The following is a 19732-nucleotide window of genomic DNA, read 5'->3' as shown; positions in this document are numbered from 1 at the left end:
TTTATGATTTCAGTTTATTCGCGGCTTCAGAGATGGTACAAAACTCTACTTCATAGTGTTTTTCTAAGTATCCGACGACTTGCTCTATTGATCTACATAGGTGATTAAACGCATTGTTTTGTCCAAGTATATTATTACTATTATCCAATAAACTGGAACTATGCATGTACATATGTAGCACCGGATAGCCCTTATCAATGACTATGTCGCAAAGATTAATCATATCTGCAACCGATGACAATTCTGGACATAAATAATTTTTTCTCATTATTCTTGTATGCCAAGCCAGTCCATTAAATCGCGTCCAACTAAGGTTAGGCTGAGTAAATAAATAATGAATTCTATTCCAAAAATCAAAATTCCCCCTGTTAAAGCCAACCGTTACGGGGACTTCAAACATATCTTGCTGAGTTGTCTCTTCAAGTGGTTTATCTAATGCAGCCCAATAAGGTGTTGGCGGAGCACCAAAACAACTGAAAAACTCATTTTTGTAGTAAGGGTAAACGCTGGAGTCTACATTGAATCCATTTTGGAAGAGTAAATTCATGACTTTTCCATCTATACCCCATCTACCGGATCTAAAGGATTTAGGCGTGACATCTAGGGTTTGTTCAATTTTTGATACTAAGGCTTTAACTTTTACTTCCACTTCCTGCACAGGTAAATTGACTACGTGGGATTGTGCCTCACCGACATCATCAAAGTAAGGAGGGTTACACCATGGATGCATATGTGCACCTATTTCACAGTTTTGTTGCTGTATTATCCGTTGCATATTTTCAACCGATTGGGCTGTTTCTAGCACGGCATAGTCGACGAAATACGTAGGCCGAATATTGAATGACGATACAACAGTATGAAAGGCTGGAACTTGAAGAATATTTTGCACATCTCCATGTCTTTGAGGAAATGGACCAGACCAATCCCACTCTTCCTCAGTATCTATAGATAAAACGAATATTATTGGTTTTTTAGCTTGGCCAGCTTTATTCATGGGTTATGCCCAAACTGCTTGTAAATAGGGACGTATATTCTTCTGCCATACGATTGGCTGAATAATGCTTATACACATAGTCTTTAGCATTTTGCGCCACTTTTTGAGCAATATCAGGATTAAACAAAATACTTTCCCAATGTTGTTCTAATGTCTTTTTGTCTCCAAGGGTCGCTAAAAGCCCTGTTTTATTATGTTTAATGATCTGATCAATACCTGGAATATCATAAGCTGCGACTGGGATGTTGGCTGCTGCTGCTTCCATTAAACATCTTGGGATCCCTTCTAATGTGGACGTCATCGCAAACAGATCGAATGATTTTAACAACTCTAGACGGTCGTCTCTAAACCCTAAAAATTCAATTTTATCTTTGCTTTTTAATGTCGCCGCATAGGCTTCTAATTTTTTGCGTGCGTCTCCGTCACCCAATAAAACTAGGCGAGTGTTGGGGTGCTTCTTATTGATGTTATCGAACACATCTAATAAGTCGAAAATGTTTTTACGACTGATCATTTGCCCAACAAAACCAATGCGTTTTTCGTTTGGCGCTGTTCTTTGCGGCGTTAAAGTCTGTTCAACTTCTGACAAGTCTACACCATTTTGGATATACACCGTCTTTGACTGCTTGACGCCAATTCTTTTACAGTCTGCTAATAGTTGCTGAGACAAAGGCACCACAAGATCAGCAAATCGCATTGCTTGGCAACCTAACCAAATAAACAAACGTAGCTTGAAGTCTTTAGCATTCTCAAAGCCATGTGGTGTCACAATACATTTTATACCCGCTTTTTTGGCCGCTAACACACCAATAATGTCTGACTTGTAACCGTGGCTATGAATAATATCGATATTATTTTTGTGAATTAGCTCTACTAAAAGGCTGATAGCAGCGAAATCAGCTTTATGCTTCATTGATATTTGATGGCAGGGCAATCCTAATTTTTGATATTCGTTTACCAGTTCAAGCTCTTTCTGCATAGGTTCCATGGTGACAGCTAATTCACATCTAACTTTATCAGTATGCAAGTGTTTCGCTAACGCAAGCACCCAGCGCTCTGCACCATAAAATCCAGTAGGACAAATAAACTGCAACACATTAATTGTTCTATTCACTAAATCGTTCCTACCCTTATTTGACAGTTATTGTTTTGAAAAGGCCTAAAAAAGTGCCTAACGCCCTTGCAGGAAAGTAAGTGATATAAAATAACAATATATTCAGAAAAGATACATCTGCTTTGGCAATGCGCCATAACCTTATTGTATAAGCACACAGCGGTATTAACGCTAGTAATAATGATGTAACAAACACACCCGTAAAGCCTAAAATTAGGCTCAATAGAGACACTAATAAACATATCAGAATAACGGGAGGAACGATAATACTTGGCCATTCCCGTATTGGAATTTTTCTTCCTTCTAATGACCGCAAATTTGATTGACCTCGCCATACTTCCTTAGAAAACATGGCAGCAAATTGTTTATCTTCTCCTAAATGGGTGTAACTTGCAGCCGATGAGTAAAATAACTCACCTATCTTGGCGGCTTTGTCAGTAAAAAAATAATCCTCACAGGTGACTAAATGTTCTGGAAATTCACCTATTTTATAAAACGATTGTTTGCTCATGAAAAGGTTTCTACCAGGCAAAAAACTCACATTTTTGTCCACCTCTACGTTACTCAGGTGTGTTCTGATCTTCTCAAGTGGAGGGGATGATTGTTTGCAAATTTGCACCGCGCTGGTAATGATTCTATTTGGGTTTGTCGAAAGTTCCGACAACATGCTTTCAACCCAGTTATTAGACAAAAATATGTCTGCATCGAGAAACGCCAAAAACTCTCCCGTTGAATTCTTTACACCAAAATTTCTAAGAGCAGAGATGGTTTCGCACTCTGGCCTGATAAAGGTTTTAATCTCTACGCCTAAACTGGGTAATGTAACTTCACTGATACTTGGCGTTTGACTCACTACAATGATTTCAATGTTTGCTAAATCAAAGTTTTGTTGTCCCACAGATCCTATTGTTTCTAGTAACATTTCGAATCTTCCCTTGTGGGGAATGATAAATGAGATAAGAGCCAAATTGATGTTATCCTATTTTTTTAAGCGTTTTTTCAGCCAATTAACTTCGTTCATTAAAGAAAATTTTGAAATTCTTTTTAACATCACAGTTAGGAAAGCCAATAACACAGGCTTTCCTTCATAGTGAGCTCTGGGCCAAACAAATCTGGGGCATTTGAAACACGAAATATTAATTTTATTCTTATAGAAATCTAAAGCGCCATAATTTTGTAAAACTAACGCCATTATTCGAGTATACGTTTTGGTAGACGAACTGTTAAGTCTGTTGAGTATATCATTTTCAAAATATAGGGCTTTATCCAAGTAGACTGGGTTATTCTGAGCGCTATAGTAATAAGCCGCTGCAAAAATATGGACTTTTCTCAAGTCTTGACCTGTCCACGTGTCATTGGGGTATTCAAGTATGTCTGGATTAGTTAAATAGGGCACTTCAAATATTGTCATCCAACGGGCAAAGTTAAGTAGACTATCTCTACAATAATAGAAGGGATCATCCAGTTGATGTAGTCTTTCTTTGATGCCTAAATAGCGGCAAACAGCTTGTAGAAAAACGGTATAAAACCAAGTGTTTTCGACGTCTTGTAAATTACGATTATTAATATCTTCATTAGGGTGAAAGCTAAATAGTAATACTTGTTCTGCTCGGGTTAAATATTCGATGTTGTTGGTCAGTTCGTAACTGTCTAGTAAAGCGACCACATAATTAGCTGTGCCTCTATCGAGTGGATATTGTCCAGAAAAGTGATTTTTAAAGCCTGCCATCTGTCTGTTTTTAAGCGCTAAGAGTAATTCTAAGCATGTTCCAGAGCCTTCGTATACGTTACTTATCCAATGAGTTAAGGTAAGAACCGCATCTTTAGATGGCTCATGGGCAGTCAATAAATAATGCATCATCAACCCAGTGGTATAGCAGTGTTGCCCACCAGGACCTCCACCCCCCGCATGATCTTGATATGCGTCACTTGGTTGATGTTTTGAATAGGACCTATGTGACGACGTATATGCTTGGAGGTAATGGTCGGTGTGCCAGAATAGGCCCCCGTTATATTCGTCTTTATCTTCGGTTGTGTGATAAATATCTATGTCAATAACATGCTTTGCTAGATCATCAGCGAGTTCAAACCATTTTGCATTTCCGCTGACAATATATTGTTTCAGAAAACCATATATTGGGTCATATTGATTATTATAATGAGATACAAAGGTTTCGGCTCCTTGATAACTTGCTGTCTCATGGTCAGCATAAAGATCGCCAAAATTTCGCCATCCAAACTCATCCAAAGTTTCTCTTTTTTCAAAAAAGTTATTATCGCCTTCAATTCCGTTTTGAATTAGGTTTTTCCAGTCTTTTTTGAGATCCTGAGTGTTGAAAAGTTGACCAAAAAAGGACTTGTTGAGCCAGTCTTTGTCCATGGCGGTTGAATTAACTTTATGTACCCAGTTTACATTTGATTTATCTGCACCAAATGCCAGCCAAATTTCATATGTTTTGCTTTCACCCGCTTGTAGCTCATGACAGAAATTATTTTTTTCGGGAAACAAAGAGAACAGCACTTCGTTATTTTTTGTACTGATAGAGGCTGGAAAATTTTGCCAAAAATTCTTTTGAGTTATGAAAGTATTCGATGCTATAGATATGATAGGCGTGGCTCGAGAGCCTGATGAAACAACTTTATTATCAATACATAAGGTGTAGCCATTGGTTTCTAGCGGGATCTTTCCGGAGTGATCGATATGTGCAGGGCTATTCCAATTTATTCCACCACTGGCATTTTGGCTTATCGTTGTAAGGCCTGTTGATTGTTTAGGCTTATCTTGGCCGTTTTCTAACCAATAACTGATGTTAGGATCATTTTCTTGAGTATCTAATTTTAAATTTAAGGATTTAAAAAAGAACGAATTTTGATCTCCTAGATCCCAATGACCATTATAGTGTTTCGCAGCTTTGGGGTTATGTAGAGTATATTTAATACTCATGTGATCCGACGCGTCATAAAATGTAAAGTTCACTTGGAACAAACAACTTACTTGCGCATTGGCATTGTGGAATGAACCATTGATTATGAGTTCCACAGTCGACATCGTTTTACAGCCTTGACTATGGTGTTTGATAGTTGCATAGCTAGTAAATTTAGGCTTTAAGAATAGGCTTGAATCATCTATTAAGTTTATCGTACCCTTTTTCTGGCTCTTGTTCTTTAGGCATTGAAACGTAAAGTCAGTGCTATGTAACTCATAGGTAAACTCAAAAGAATGGCTTTTTAGTACGATGCTATTGCCGCTAGCGTTAACTAGTAATGAGTCTGTGTCTTTTAGTTTATCTGGTTTGTACTGCTTAATAACCACATCAAAATAATCTATATTTTCTGCGCTACAATGAAAAGTGATATGAACAGATTTAATGCTTCCGTCGTGCCATTGGGCGGTGGTTTTTGCGCTCGAATTCAGAGTGTTGTTATCGACCTCAATTGATAATTGCTCAAGTGAGTGAAGCATTCCCAAAGGGGCAGGGAAACCAAATTGAATTAATGGTGTATTGGATGCACGATTTAATTGGATTGGAATTCGTGTGACTTGCAACTGATTATTCTCTGCTTATATGTTGTAGTGGTAGCAAACTTTTCAAATGACGTAGTTTTTGTAAAAAATAATTTAATTTAGACGGTTTTAAGTAACAGACTAGCTCCTGAATGCCATCACTATTGTTGCTCATTGATTTCTTATACCTAGCATCGCCCGCCAAAAAGCTATATGTTTTAATGCCATTATTGAGTGCTAGCTGAATTAATAAAGTGTGAGTTAACAACCCAATTTTAATTTTGTTGTCAGAGTGAGTTTCCATGCCTGACAAATAAAAGTACCAGCTATCGTGGTTTTTTAATAGGTAAATAAATGCAAGAGGTTTGTCATTTATTTCTAGTGAATAAATACCAGAATAACGGTTATCAATATCACCAAATATAATCTGTTTGTGAAATTCAACGAATACCCTGTTATCAAAGCCACTCCCTGTTGCTGTATGCCGCCATTTTTTTTGGTGTAATTTACAGAGTTCTGTAAAAAATACGTTTTTGTCTTGTTCGGTTTGCGCTAAGCGTAAATTTATATCCCCTTCTTTGGATAATAGTTTTTTTGATCGAACAATCTGGGAACGTGTATTTTTAGATAGCAGACCTAAGTAACTTTCAATGTTATCGATACTGTTGAGATCAACTTCAAAGTCAGATGCAGTAATAACGACTCTAGGTTTACCTAAAACCGACTCAAAGGCATTGACTATGCTTTTTGATGACATACCTAGATAGAATTCATCCCATGCAGCAAACGTATTCTTAATATGGTTAATAAACGCCACTCTAGTTTCTTTTTCATATTGGCTATGTAGCAAAAAATCATTATGCTCAATCCACATTTGGTCGAGCTTTTCGTTTCCACACTTGTGTAGCCAAAGTTGTTTGATACTCATTAGACCAAAACAAATACGCTGAGTTTTACTACACATTAAGCCTAGCCCCACACATTCCTCTTGGTAGGTTGCTTCTAGGATAATTGGATTTATTGGCACTGTATTTAACCAAGCGTCCATCCAGCGCCAATCTAAAAATACATTGCGATTAGAGCCCGCGTAAAGTTTGGTCCACTTCTGTTGAAGCTCTATCTTGTTCGTTAAATAATAGTGATTTACAAGCATACTAAAAAATAGACCTACTACCTAATTATCGCACTTGGCCGTTAGCTTCAGATGTTTAATTTGGATTTTAGTTCATTTAACTGACTTAGCTGAAATAAACTCTCTGGTTTAACTCTATCCAAAACGCTCTTAGCTTTCGCGGCGTCACCATTTGCAAGTAACACTTCGGCTAAGTGTAATTGAATTTCAGTATTTTTTGGAAGAGCTTCGCTTGCCAAATTGATATAGGTCAACGCCTCTTGAACTTTTCCTTGCTTGAACAAAACCCAACCATATGTATCCAAAGAATAGCCAGTTTTAGGCCTTAGTCGTAGTGCAACTGTTGCTAACTCTTCAGCTTTATCTAATTCATTCATCCTAATTAACAGTGCAGCATAGTTGTTTATTGTGATGTAATCCTGTGGAAATCTTTCAAGTAAATTTTGATAAATTTTGGCTGATTTGTCCAACAAGTTGTTTGTTGCATAATATTCCGCTAATGTGTGAATATCTCTAAAAGTAGTGGTCAATTTAGTTAAAGCTTCTTCAAGAAACTCCCCACCCTGGGGAGCCTCTCCGAGTTCCTGCATAGAGTATGCGATAATTTCAGCTACCTCAAAGCTAGGCATTAATGCATAGTATTCAGTAAGCAAACGTCTAGCTTCAGCGTAATTTTGTTCCTTGTAGGCAATTATCCCATTGTACCTTTTAAGCGCTGGTATGGTGGATTGGTAGTTTTCTATTGTGGAAAATTGTTCTCTGGCTTCCTTCACTTTTCCAGACTTAGCTAAAAACTCTGAATTTAGTGCTCTAAGTCTGGGCTCATTAGGAAATACCCGTAAAGCTTCTTGCGTAGCTTGAAGCGCAAGCAACGGATTGTCCTTTTTCCCTAATAATTCAATTTTTTTAAACCAGGCAACTGAATCCTTGGGATAAAGTTCAGTCCAAGCGTGATATTCACCCAAAGCCTCATCGATAAGACCGAGTGAATTATATATATCACCTTTTACCATCATTATTTGTGGATTGGTTGCATCGCCTTTGGCGTCAAGTATAGCCAAGGCTTCCTTAGGTTTGTTTTTCCAAGAGTGTAAAAGAGCAAGACCAATAATGGGAGCCTGAATAGTTGGATGCTTATTGATCATTATTCCAAGGTATTCTTCGACAATGGCGACTTTTTCTTGGGCAATACCAATATTGATATAGCTTAATATGTTAGGTAACTGCTCTGGATTTTTTTCAACCAACTTAATACTTAATACCTGAGCTTTATCAAAATTTTCTTGACGGGCGTTGATGAGCATTAAATATCGCATCGCACTCGGATGTGTACTATCTAAGGTTAATAATTCTTCAAAAATCATTTTAGCTTGTTCAATCTTATTGGTTTTTAGAAAAACATATCCCTCAAGTGCCATACCATCTACTGGATTTATTTGTCGCCATTTTTTGGCAATCTCTAAAGCGGCTCGTGTATCACCATTTTTCAAATGTGATTCTGCTAAAAGCATCCAAGCCTCATCAATACTTTGATCATACCTAATTGCTTCAGATAGATTATCTAAACCAGACTGATCATTAGCACTTAACTTTATAAACCCTTCTCTGAGTAAGTTTACTGCATTACCTGGGTCATATTGGTTGGCTTCACCCATGTACTCTATCGCTTTTGAAAAATTGCCTGATTGAAACTGTTGGATTGCAGCTGCAGAAAGTAAACTTGCTCTATTTTTCTCGCTAAGCTCAAGACGTTCAACTTGTTCAAGCGCTGCTTCTGTATATCCTAATTTAATATTGACTTCGGTTAAAATTTTATTAGCGATATGAGCTGGTGAAATATTATTGCTGATCCTCATCAAATATTGACGTGCCGTTTCAATTTTATCTATTTTATAAGCGCTTACACCAGCAATAAAAAATATTTCTGTGTTAGCCAGACCTGCTTGCGTAGATACCTCTGAATAGAGTAATGCATTTGCAAAATCATTTTGTTTAAAGTCTACTTTTGCTTTCAAAAAATTTACATAAGCACCCTTAGGGTTGATATCAAGCAAATGATTTAGACGTTCTTCTGCTTGCTCTAACTGTTCTGAAAATATATACAATTCAATTAATTGGAAAGATGCTATGTAATATTCAGGAGAAATATTAATGATTTTTTGATATTCCTCAATCGCCATTTGAGTTTTAGCTAGGGCTGTGTATGCCAGAGCGGCAAGCATTGCTTTTTCTATTGGCTCATGAAAACTGTCTGTAAACAGAGGTAGAATGTCGGCTGCTTCAGATGGTCTTTTTTTAGCTAATTTACTAAATCCTATTGCTATAAGCTTGTCATCACCTAAAAGGCTGCTAGGCGGTTTCATAGGGGATTCTATGGAATCGTCTCTGAGTGAAGATAAATAGTGAAATAAATCCACATTACTTAAGGCTAGTTCATTCAGGCCTTCCACATTATCACTAAGTAAAAAAGCTCTGCCAAAATCATTTTGATAATAGATAGATTTGACTAATAGTGGCAGGTAGTCGTTAACGGTCACTCCAAGATCTCGTGCGTTTCTAAGTTCTTTCTCTGCGTTGGCAAATTGCCCTGAAAGATAATAGACTTTACCTAAGAGCATTCTCGCTTTAGGGTTAGAAGGGCTATCAATTAATGCGTTTTTTAGCTCAATAATCGCATTCTGGAATTGCCCCTGCTCTTGCATTAAAGCCGCTTCTTGCAAGTATTCTTCAGTCGTTTTTGGAGTGCATGCACTAAACAAAATAACTAATACAACAATTAAAATATTCCCAGCGTTCACTTCAAACATCTCCTTTTTTATAAACATTAATATGCTACTAGATTACCTAAATATCATCTACACTACTAGGGGCTATTTTTTATCCAAACACTATTATTTAACATTAAAATTGTTTTTGGAAAATTCATTTGCTCGTTCTTTCAACTGTTTGGCAAGCAAAAACAGTCTAGGATACCTGGCTAATTCTTTAACTAATCTTTTAAACATCCTAATAGTACTTACGTCTCTACTATATCTATCAATGAGTTCTTGCCCTTGGCCACCATAATTTGAAAATTTATCAGGGAAAAAAGCTTTGTTAATTAATGGCAGCGTTTTCCTTAACTTCACAATTTCTACTTCTCTACGCCCAAGTAAACTTGATTCATTAGGGTAAGTTGGCGTACAAACCCAGTTTAAATTTAAGTTAACAGGCTCCAAAGAATGTACTTCGTGTACCATATAACGAGGTAAAAATAACAGATCCCCAGGTACGGTTTCAAATTCATAAAAATCATGAACAGTTGCATTGTATTTAAAATTTTTCCCAACCATACTAGCAAACATAAATGGAATATTTGGCAATGGAGTGTTCGGTGAAGTGACAATCCATTTCTTTTTGCCAATAATCTGTTGATTCAGTCCGTGCAGACTATTGCCGTCGTAGTGAGGGAGAGTTACATGCCCACCAGGCTGCATAAATAGTCGCATCGGAGATTTACGCACGGACATATCTTGTCTATCCAAAACTGACTTAACAATTTCAGGTATTTTAATCATTGCATTATCGACTAAATCGGCGTCAAACCATCCTGCTTCTCGCTTATTTTCGTCGGTAAAGTTTTCTAAGATATAGCTTGGGGTTAAAACTTCTTTATTAAACGTCATTACGTTCTGAATGACCAAAGGTTTTTCAGGTAATAAGTACTTTTCTACAAACTCTTCGTACGGCAGATCAGAGAGCTTTCTTTTATCGATTTCTAATCTCATATTAATGCGCCTTTGTTATTAATACTTAGTCTTAAAATAACGATTTCACTATACTGTTTTTTAATTTAAAGTCTAGAATGTAAATATGTTGCATTAGCAATTCATGTCGATTAATCCTTTAAATTAATTGGATTTTCTTTCGTTGCAATTGGGTTGTAGCGACCAGGAGACAATATTCTGTTAGGGTCAAAGGCATCTTTGATTAGGTTCGTGGTTTGCCAAAACATGTGCTCTGCATCCAAATTTTCTTGTTGTTTTACATCCAATCGATAAGGTACAAAACCGTATTTGGCGCCTTTTTGTATCAATTCATTGAGGCAATCATGGGCATTTTTTATTTGTTCAGGTTGATGTAAATCAAATACAATTGGAACAGTTGAATCAACGCAGTCATGCTTAAGATTTGTAAATGTTATAAGTGGTTCAATACCATATTTAGGTGTGGTTTCTCTGATAAAACGAACAAAATTGTTTAGAGACGATGCTGTCATTTTAATCAGAGGAGCATACCAAAGTAGCCCACAATTATCCTTCGACGGTGATAACTCGTTGTTTTTATTTGGTCTGATCCTTGGATTACGCCAATAAGGGAGAGGCAGGGCTACCTGGTTTGGAATACCCTGCATAATGTCTATGCCTTCTTGCAACGACGCCAATTGTGCCGTTATTTTTTTAACAAATGTGACTTTAGGTAATCTTTTAAAAAAGTATGTGGCGGCTTTAATACGTTTTGAGTCTGAAAACAGCACTGTGCCAATAGTTTTAGCTTTTCTTTTAAACATTTTTTTAGTTGCCTTAACTACTTCTTTATCACCATAAATAGACCCTACCACCAACCAATATGGCAGCTGGTTTTTTGAAGCTATATCCTGAATTTGTTGTTCGCTCATGAGAACGTTGCTGTCAAATCTATTTGGATTTTCTGTAGTGATAGATATCAGTCTTCGTCTATCCATTAAATTTATCGAGCCAACAATACCTGCATAATTTTTTAGGATATCTTTGACCAGTTCAACTGTTTTTTCAAACTGCTCTTCTTTAAATACTCTCAGGTAAAAAGCACTAAAATATTCAGGTTTAGGCGCTAGTCTAATTGTCATCTCAGAAACGATACCTAAATTACTTTGAGTAAAAAGACCATCAATATAGGGGCCTAAGCCCCACTTATAGGATTTATCAATGAAATCAGTATCAGATTGATCGAATGAAGAAAGAGCCGATTCATATTGGCGCTCACAAAGTTCTGGGTGTGGGATAAATGCTTTTAAGGCTGTGCAAGCATAAAAATGATCATTATGTGGAGTAATCCCATAACCTCTTTCCAGCGCATTGCTCACAATGCCAGCTTCTGGCCCTGCACCCGTAACTGGTACCATGTATTCCCAATTATTCTTAATCAAAAATTCATACAGTTGCTTCTGGGTTACGCCCGGACCAAGGGTAACCAGTCCAAGTTCCTTATCAGTGCCAGTTATTTCACATAATTGACCTAGATCAAGGATGACGTTTGGGCGGTCTGAGCAAACATTAAAAGAGCCATATCCCCAATTTCTATTAGTACCTACTGGGTATAGATTAAACTGCAACGCATTGGCAAGCTTCAGAACTTTGCCTATTGTTATCTCTTTTTTGATTATGATTACACAATCAATGTTTACTGGGGTTGAAAATGTTGTTTTTCCATAGTGTTCTGTTGCTTCTTTAGTCTCAATCAAAAGCACGTTGTCTTCTAAAGTAAACTGTTTTTTTAGTGCGTCAATGATGTGCATAAAACTCTCAAATTCATATAGAAGATCCTCTACTGGATAAGATTAAGACATTTGTTGATTTATTTTACAAGCTCCTCATTGGAGAACATTCATATTTAGTGATGGTAAGATCAGGAGTGGGTTGGGGGGGGGGATTTATGGGGCAACATCATTTTTTAAACATAAAAAAAGCGTAACTACTCAGCGGGTATAAAGATATTAGGCAGCATGCCATTTAATAATAACGTTAATGCCGTGGACCCACTGATCCCTTGTTTTTTGCAGCTCGACAGATAGCTACGTAATCCAAAAAACATTTTGGCTCCGTTAGCACTTCTAAAACATCCCGATATCTTTTGTTGAACCTTTGCCATCCTCAAATCATTTTCGCCCTGATTATTAGTGAATGGCACTGCCTCATCCGTCATGAATCTAAGTACATCGCTTTCATAGTTTTGTAATCGCTCAAGTAGGTTACGTGATTGAGTTCTTTTAGGCCGTCCTCGCTTACCTTTCACTGGTATCGGCGCAGGACTTTCTTTTTCTCCTGCCTTTAAAATCGCTTGATAGTGACGTCGCAAGGTGTCTTGTCTTTCAACACTGAGTAACCCGCCAGCCTTATCTACCTCTTGATTGAGCTTAACTAAAAACACCCGTATTTCCTCAGCCCAAGCTTGATTATCTTGCTCATACGCTCGAGTTAATTCTCGCAGGTGATGCGCATTGCATAATGAATGTAGGCACTCATAACGATAATAAGGTTTCCAATGGTCATGGCACATCACACCGTTGAACTGGGGTAATATGTCAATCTCATCCATGGCATCATGGCCTCGTTTTTCATGGGCTGATAAATACGTCCAATCCAGAGACGAAGCGTTATGTAGCCATTGTCTTTTTCCGTTGATATTGATGCCAGTTTCATCGGTATGTAATGTCTTTTCTTTTCTCAAGTTCGCTTTGATAATATCTAATGCTTGCGTCTCTTCCAGTTTGGTAAAAGCGGTATTGATAAAGTTGAAAAGACTGCCGCTGCTCAAAGGTATATTAAGCTGGTCAGTGAAATACTCACGAATGCGCTCATAAGGCAGTAATTGATATTGGGACAGGTAAACCGCATGAGCTTTTAACCCAATACCATATTGAATACGGCTATTAACGTCTTGGGGAAATGGGGCAACGAAGCGTTGACCTAACTCATTCTCAAGTATTTGTGCGCGATATTCAGTGACGACACGCTTAAACTCAATATCGACCACTTGCCGCACCTCTTCACCCATATCAGTATAGTTACCGGGCGGTAAAAGTGTGCTATCAACGATTAATTTATGTGTGATGTCAGGGTTGTCATCAAGTGGTAGCGTTGTGCCTTTATGCCCCTTTTGTCCACCTGATTTTTTAGTACTGTTGCCTTTTGAATTTTTCTTTCTATTTTGATCGGACGAGGGCGGTATACTGCTGTTATTACTGTTAAGCCCAAGCCGTTGACAGAGTAACGTGACAATAAGAAGCAATAAATCCATAGCAGTACGCATTGAAGGTGACAATGTATTGTCCGCTTCAATTTGTGCTTTAATGTTATTGATATTCGACTCAATATCAATGCCGCTTACTTTCATTTAGCCACGTAATTATCGAAATAAAACAGTATGATAACGCTTAGAAATGATCAAGCAAGTCGATCATTTTTTAATTTTTGATCGTTAAAAATAAACTAGATTATGTGCTGAGTAGTTACAAAAAAGCCAACATTAGTTGGCTTTTTTTTTCTAGTATAATTTTACTTACGTAATCTTTTTCTCAAACCTAGGCCTAATAAACCTAGCCCTAATAACGCTACACCAGATGGAGCAGGAACTGAAACACCAGGTCTGCCTTGTAGACCAATTACGACATTGTCAAATTCACCGGCAATACCATTTGTAGTGATTCTTAGTTTTGTAAATGCTTCTGCTAAGGCAAAATCAATTGCTACATAAAGGTTTGAACTGTCTGCTGTTTGGTTACCAGAAGTACCACCAGATGCTGTTAGCAAAGATGAACCTGTGATTGTCTGTATTGGAGCACCAAGGTTGTCATAGAACGTAAAGTCATTAAATGTATCAATCGAACCCCAATAAAAACCAAGGAATGTAATACCTACATCACCTGCACCGAGTAAGAAAGGGGCGTAATCAATTTCAACCCAAGAAGGGATTGTTCCACCTTGTTTAGGAGTGTAACCAAAACAACTAGTGTCACCAGCTGGAGCCGCTGCACCGGTGCCTGATAATTTACGAACTCCAAAAGAAGACCCAATATTACTTTCTGTTATTGTAATTCCAGCACCAGTGCCGTTAACGGCACAACCAGCAGAACCAACACCTTCGTTAAATGTAGTAGCACCACCTGGGAATGGGACACCTGCACTTAGATTTGGGGTGATGCCATCTGCCAAAAAATCAGGTTGCAGAGTTTGAGTCGCTTGGTCAAAAGTTTCAACGAAAAAACCGTTGGCACCATTTGTAAGATTACTAGCGGGAACATTAACACTAGTAAGTTTAGAATCATCCGATGATAATTGAGCAACACCATTAAGGTTGCCCGCGTTTCCGAAGTTAAATGTTGCTGCATTAGCACTACTAGCTACTGCCATCGCTAACAATACGCTAGACGATAGAACTTTGATGTTTGTAAATAACTTGTTTTTCATAATTTTATCCTTTTATCCTTTTAAATTAATTTGTTACCGCTATGACTTCTATTGACCACTATGACTTCTATAAATAACAATGCAGCCATCGTGCCAAAAATAAAATTTATATTAAAAACAATGGGTTATATTTTTATTTTGTTTTTACAAAATCGAAACTGTAAAAAAAATTGACATGTTTTTGGATTATTGATTGATTTTAAATTGGCAGGTTATCTTTTTAACGATGTTATTTAGCATTTTCTTAAAGCCAAGTGTAAGTCCCGTCATTAATACAGGGTTTATGTTTTTTTGTTGTTTTGATAAAATCGAAATTGTAAAAAAACCTGACATGTTTTTGGATTATTGATTGATTTTAAATTGGCAGGTTATCTTTTTATCGATGTTATATAGCATTTTCTTAAAGCCAGGTGTAAGTCCCGTCATTAATAAATTGCGGCTGATATAATAGGGGGCACGTTGGCCATGATATTCTACAACAGGTCCGACTTTTTCAAATGGGATCCCAACAAACCGCAAACTTCTTGCTAATCTTGGTTCCATCATCACAAAACAATGGTTTATATCTTGCCGTAAACAAATAGAGGCCGCAGAGAGGTATAGTCCTACGGCTATAAAAGGAAAGCACCTTAGTTCTCTTTCAGAATAAATCTGTTCATTTATGACACCTGTCGCTGAACCTGCATATCGGTCAGTTTGACGTTTTCTAAACTGTGCCGGTACGGCTAATCTCGATATTTCGCATATTTCATGTCTAGGAAAGTTTTTAGGATGGACTTTTTCATTATCTATTGAACTACTGCAGTATTTTTCTATAGGCAATAATTCTTGGTCGTTGTTAGATTTCACTATTCTTACTGTGCCTGCATAATTCCCCGTGGGTAAATGTTGAATTAAGCAGTGTGTTGATTGTTTATCAAAAGCATCTTGTTCCATGCAATTTATCCGTTTATCTTCAAACTTCAGCTCGTCACAATACACATTATGACGAATTTTAAATGACTCTTCTTGAAGCTCTTGTCTAAATGCTACTACCGGAGATAAGTATTCTGAAAAATGTTGGGAAATTTGATCCGCTTGTCTGCTAACGGCAAAATTAATGACTTTTTTTACTATTGGTCCAATAAATGGTTTGTCGGCGTATTTTCTAAATTTCTTCAAAATGTGTGTCCGTTACTATCTTACCGTGATCGATTAATTGCAAACGTATTCTTTTGGGGATGAATTCTAGCGCAGTTTGATATCCGATTCGGTACAACTCTTCTTTCTGTTCTATTGAAATATTGAAGTCAACAGGCGAAAGTGCGCCGGTATTTACAACTATAGTATTTTTCCAATAGTTGTCATGTACGTATTCCCTAGACATCGCAGTCATAAACGTTCTTATTAGCATCATCACATACTGACCTAAGGGTAACCAACTTTTTTTAAATTTTTGACCTGTAATTTGGTCGCTTTTTAGCCTAAAACATATAACCCTAGTGCCATCGCCAGACCAATCTTTAAACAAGGCATCTTCTGACAAAACTGCACCGTCGACCAGTATATGATCCTTATATGACTGAAAGCTAAAGAAAAGCGGACAGCTTTTGACACTTTTAAGTCAGGTGAATTTTGTTTATTAAAAACAATGGGACCACCACCGTTAACATCTGTCGCTAAAATGTGTAAATCTTTGTTAATGTCTTTAAATTGTTTGCCTTGTAATTGCGTGTCAATCCAGCGTTCAAACGCATTTCCTGAACTCAGACCACCATGAAAAATTAACGTTATGAGGCTAAACCCTCTAAATTTTTTAAAGTTTGTATCCAAAGCTAATTGTTTTATTTGTTCTAATGGCATACCACTACTATGTAAAGCGGCAACAATAGAGCCACCAGAAACGCCCACTATATGTTGAAAGTCGATGCCCAAAGTGTAAATGGCATCTAAAATTCCAATATGTGCGGCTAACTTAGTTCCACCGCCTGATAAAATCGGAACTATCAGTTTTGTCATGTTGTTGCCCTTAAAAGATCATAACGCTAGATTAATCATTATAGTTGGTATGGCTGGAATAAATAAATTAGCGAAAATAACCTTGGTAAATTAGCCCAAGATATTCGTGAATGGCTCTCTCACTTCTATACAAACTCGACGCGTTGGGCAAGTCAATCATAGGTTCTATTTTTCGTCGGCTAAAATGTTCAACTGGGATCGGTAGTACTTTAATCCCAAGGTCTTCGAAATATTTTACCGCACGGGGTAAGTGGCTTGCAGAAGTAACCAATGAAATCCACTTACCTTGCAAAAGAGGGCTTAATGCTTTGGCTTCTGATTCGGTATTAGAGCCTTTTGGAGTAATAAAAATATCTGCACCATCAACTCCCATCAATTCAAAAAAGGCTTTATTGTGACTAGCCTGTGAAAAATTGTCTTTTTTACCTAAAATTCCTCCAGCGAGATATATAGGCATAGGATGTATTTTATACATTAGTGCGGCATGCAGGTTTCTTTGCAGTGAGCAATTTGGCCAGCGGGAAACAAAAGGCAATTCATCATCTTCAAAGTGGTTACAAGCCAACACAACAATTGCGTCTGTTTTTTTCCATTGGTCTGATTGCAGCGATACAACTGGATAATTATCTTCTAGCTTTTTAATTAAAAGAACGCTGGGGTAGGTCATAGAACAAAAAAGCAACCACGCTACAGGGCCAATCGAAAGATACTTATATAATTTAGTATTATGTCTGAAATGGCCAATAATTCTAATAATGATGAAAAGAATAGGCGCATGAATGAGAGGAGAACTTAGAATAGAGGCAACATAGGCTAACGTCATAAGACAATCCTTTATAGTGAAACTGAGATGCTGCTATTGCCAGCTATGATTTTACAGAAGCTTATGAATAAAAAGCGTGATACCAAGCTACAAAGTTGCCAATTCCCTCAACTAAATCTGTTTTGGGTTGGTATCCAGTATCTTTGGTTAGTGCTGATACATCAGCATAGGTATTTTGAACATCTCCTGGCTGCATAGGGAGCATCTCTTTAATCGCCTCTTTGCCCAAGGCAGCCTCAAGGGTTTCAATGAATTTAAGCAGGTTTACTGGATTATGAGCGCCAATATTATAAATTTTCCAAGGGGCTTTACTGCTGCTTGGATCTGGGTTTTTTCCGTCCCAATTTTCATTGCCTTCGGCTACATTATCCAATGAGAGAATAACGCCACTGACAATATCATCAATATAAGTGAAATCTCTATGGTGATTGCCATAATTAAACACTTGGATTGGTTTTTGGTTCAAGATTGCTTCAGTGAATTTAAACAACGCCATGTCGGGGCGGCCCCACGGACCGTAAACAGTAAAAAAACGTAGTCCTGTGGTTGGTAAATGATAAAGGTGACTGTATGTATGAGCCATCAATTCATTGGCTTTTTTACTCGCCGCATACAGTGAAACGGGATGGTCAACATTATCAGTAACCGCAAACGGTGTTGACTCATTTGAACCATAAACTGAGCTAGAAGAAGCGTAAACAAGGTGTTTTATTTTATTGTGTCGACATCCTTCGAGTATGTTCATAAAGCCAATTAAGTTACTGTCAACATAAGCGTGAGGATTTTCGATTGAGTAACGCACCCCAGCCTGAGCAGCAAGGTGCACTACTTTATCAAAAGCGGATGACGCAAATAATATTTCCATTTGATTTCTATCAGCAATATCCATTTTAATAAATGTAAAATTTCCTGACAGTGCATCTTCAGCAAGGGCGTTTAAGCGACCTTCTTTCAGTGTGACATCGTAATAATCATTTATATTATCTATGCCTACAACCGTGTCTCCCCGTGCTAATAACTCCTTCGCCACGTGAAAACCGATAAAACCTGCTGCGCCCGTTACCAACACCTTCATAAATCGAACCTTTGTAGCCTAGTAATCATAATGTATAAATATCATTCGCATAACGCTATGATATTTGTGATTATACTCAGATATCCCACGGACAGTATTGTAAATATATGTTTATACGTAAATTATTGCTTTTGAAGGCTTTGCTAGGGATCTCATTGGTATTAAGTGCCAATGCCCATAGCCATTCAATCACCGAAATTGTAGCCAAAGTAAAACCTTCAGTGGTAGGAGTTGGTTTATATGATGCGTTAGGTGTTCAAACCCATCAATTGCAAGGTACGGGTTTCGTTTTTGGCGACGGTACATTAGTGGCTACCAATTATCACGTAATTGATAAAGAGCTAGACCCACAAAAAGTGCAGTACCATATTGTATTTACAGGTACGGGTAGCAAGCCCAAAATAGCCAAAGCAGAAATAATTGCTAGAGATCGTGAACACGATTTAGCCATTTTAAAATTGCCTAGCCCTTTGACTCCCCTCAAACTGTCGTCACCCAATTATGTAGAAGATGGTACCGAGGTTTTATTAACTGGTTTTCCAATAGGGGCCGTGTTGGGGCTTTACCCAGCCACACATAGAGGCATCATTGCAGCAACGACACCTGACGTTATTCCAACACAACATTCAAGCCAGTTGTCTATGAATATCTTAGATAGACTGGATAAAAAATTTATGATTTATCAGCTAGATATTACTGCGTATCCTGGCAACAGTGGTAGCCCGTTATATGATGCTCAAAGCGGCGAGGTTGTTGGCATATTAAACAAAGTTTTTGTAAAAGAATCGAAAGAAACAGTGCTTGAAAAACCATCTGGTATTAGTTACGCCATACCGGTTAAATACTTAATTGAATTGGCAAAGAAAAAAGGTATTAAATTGTAA

Annotated in this window: 14 protein-coding genes and 1 pseudogene; 1 reads left to right on the top strand and 14 read right to left on the bottom strand. The window is 37.5% G+C overall.

Annotation, left to right across the window (positions count from 1 at the left end; translation table 11 throughout):
• Position 1: 1 nt before the first annotated feature.
• From CXF95_RS28985 to CXF95_RS28920, 14 genes and pseudogenes are all read right to left on the bottom strand, one after another.
• On the bottom strand, positions 2–994 hold the full coding sequence (locus tag CXF95_RS28985; RefSeq protein WP_101201846.1) for a polysaccharide deacetylase family protein: 993 nt from the start codon (positions 992–994) through the stop codon (positions 2–4).
• Positions 987–2108, bottom strand: coding sequence for a glycosyltransferase (locus tag CXF95_RS28980; protein WP_101201845.1), 1122 nt, complete (start codon positions 2106–2108; stop codon positions 987–989). Before CXF95_RS28980 ends, CXF95_RS28985 begins: the two co-directional genes overlap by 8 nt.
• A gap of 16 nt (positions 2109–2124) precedes the next feature.
• Positions 2125–3075 (bottom strand): glycosyltransferase family 2 protein, encoded by a 951-nt coding sequence (locus CXF95_RS28975; RefSeq protein WP_369809356.1) that lies wholly within the window; start codon positions 3073–3075, stop codon positions 2125–2127.
• 12 nt (positions 3076–3087) lie between these two features.
• Positions 3088–5655, bottom strand: a complete 2568-nt coding sequence (locus CXF95_RS28970) for a hypothetical protein (protein WP_101201843.1) — start codon at positions 5653–5655, stop codon at positions 3088–3090.
• A 4-nt stretch (positions 5656–5659) separates the two neighbouring features.
• A complete protein-coding gene (locus tag CXF95_RS28965) occupies positions 5660–6766 on the bottom strand; it encodes a GNAT family N-acetyltransferase (RefSeq protein ID WP_101201842.1) in 1107 nt (368 codons plus the stop codon).
• A gap of 47 nt (positions 6767–6813) precedes the next feature.
• Positions 6814–9570: an XrtA/PEP-CTERM system TPR-repeat protein PrsT gene (gene prsT / locus CXF95_RS28960; protein WP_101201841.1), complete on the bottom strand. Its 2757-nt coding sequence runs from the start codon at positions 9568–9570 to the stop codon at positions 6814–6816.
• Between the two features lie 66 nt (positions 9571–9636).
• On the bottom strand, positions 9637–10512 hold the full coding sequence (locus tag CXF95_RS28955) for a JmjC domain-containing protein (protein WP_101201840.1): 876 nt from the start codon (positions 10510–10512) through the stop codon (positions 9637–9639).
• Positions 10513–10622: 110 nt separating this feature from the next.
• Positions 10623–12281, bottom strand: a complete 1659-nt coding sequence (locus CXF95_RS28950; protein ID WP_101201839.1) for an FAD-binding protein — start codon at positions 12279–12281, stop codon at positions 10623–10625.
• A gap of 176 nt (positions 12282–12457) precedes the next feature.
• Positions 12458–13879 (bottom strand): IS66 family transposase, encoded by a 1422-nt coding sequence (locus CXF95_RS28945; protein ID WP_101197251.1) that lies wholly within the window; start codon positions 13877–13879, stop codon positions 12458–12460.
• A gap of 161 nt (positions 13880–14040) precedes the next feature.
• Positions 14041–14952, bottom strand: coding sequence for a PEP-CTERM sorting domain-containing protein (locus CXF95_RS28940; RefSeq protein WP_101201838.1), 912 nt, complete (start codon positions 14950–14952; stop codon positions 14041–14043).
• 342 nt (positions 14953–15294) lie between these two features.
• Positions 15295–16113, bottom strand: coding sequence for a PEP-CTERM/exosortase system-associated acyltransferase (locus CXF95_RS28935; protein WP_101201837.1), 819 nt, complete (start codon positions 16111–16113; stop codon positions 15295–15297).
• Positions 16100–16950, bottom strand: a pseudogene (locus CXF95_RS28930) (patatin-like phospholipase family protein). Before CXF95_RS28930 ends, CXF95_RS28935 begins: the two are co-directional and overlap by 14 nt.
• 67 nt (positions 16951–17017) lie before the next feature.
• The gene (locus CXF95_RS28925; RefSeq protein ID WP_101201836.1) at positions 17018–17773 is read right to left on the bottom strand and encodes a YdcF family protein; all 756 of its coding nucleotides are present in this window, start codon (positions 17771–17773) and stop codon (positions 17018–17020) included.
• 61 nt (positions 17774–17834) lie between these two features.
• Positions 17835–18848 (bottom strand): NAD-dependent epimerase, encoded by a 1014-nt coding sequence (locus tag CXF95_RS28920; RefSeq protein WP_101201835.1) that lies wholly within the window; start codon positions 18846–18848, stop codon positions 17835–17837.
• Positions 18849–18955: 107 nt separating this feature from the next.
• On the opposite strand from CXF95_RS28920, the gene CXF95_RS28915 reads away from it, so the two are divergent.
• The gene (locus CXF95_RS28915) at positions 18956–19732 is read left to right on the top strand and encodes a serine protease (protein ID WP_101201834.1); all 777 of its coding nucleotides are present in this window, start codon (positions 18956–18958) and stop codon (positions 19730–19732) included.

The organism is Paraglaciecola sp. MB-3u-78 (assembly GCF_002835935.1).
GTDB lineage: Bacteria > Pseudomonadota > Gammaproteobacteria > Enterobacterales > Alteromonadaceae > Paraglaciecola.
Note: the sequence above shows the minus strand (reverse complement) of the source record. Positions and strands in the feature narration are given on the sequence as shown.

Bases quoted from the DNA above. Each gene is read 5' to 3' on its own strand.
- prsT (WP_101201841.1), bottom strand. From the start codon at position 9,570: ATGTTTATAAAAAAGGAGATGTTTGAAGTGAACGCTGGGAATATTTTA.
- CXF95_RS28940 (WP_101201838.1), bottom strand. From the start codon at position 14,952: ATGAAAAACAAGTTATTTACAAACATCAAAGTTCTATCGTCTAGCGTA.
- CXF95_RS28985 (WP_101201846.1), bottom strand. From the start codon at position 994: ATGAATAAAGCTGGCCAAGCTAAAAAACCAATAATATTCGTTTTATCT.
- CXF95_RS28915 (WP_101201834.1), top strand. From the start codon at position 18,956: ATGTTTATACGTAAATTATTGCTTTTGAAGGCTTTGCTAGGGATCTCA.
- CXF95_RS28945 (WP_101197251.1), bottom strand. From the start codon at position 13,879: ATGAAAGTAAGCGGCATTGATATTGAGTCGAATATCAATAACATTAAA.
- CXF95_RS28955 (WP_101201840.1), bottom strand. From the start codon at position 10,512: ATGAGATTAGAAATCGATAAAAGAAAGCTCTCTGATCTGCCGTACGAA.
- CXF95_RS28920 (WP_101201835.1), bottom strand. From the start codon at position 18,848: ATGAAGGTGTTGGTAACGGGCGCAGCAGGTTTTATCGGTTTTCACGTG.
- CXF95_RS28925 (WP_101201836.1), bottom strand. From the start codon at position 17,773: ATGACGTTAGCCTATGTTGCCTCTATTCTAAGTTCTCCTCTCATTCAT.
- CXF95_RS28965 (WP_101201842.1), bottom strand. From the start codon at position 6,766: ATGCTTGTAAATCACTATTATTTAACGAACAAGATAGAGCTTCAACAG.
- CXF95_RS28950 (WP_101201839.1), bottom strand. From the start codon at position 12,281: ATGCACATCATTGACGCACTAAAAAAACAGTTTACTTTAGAAGACAAC.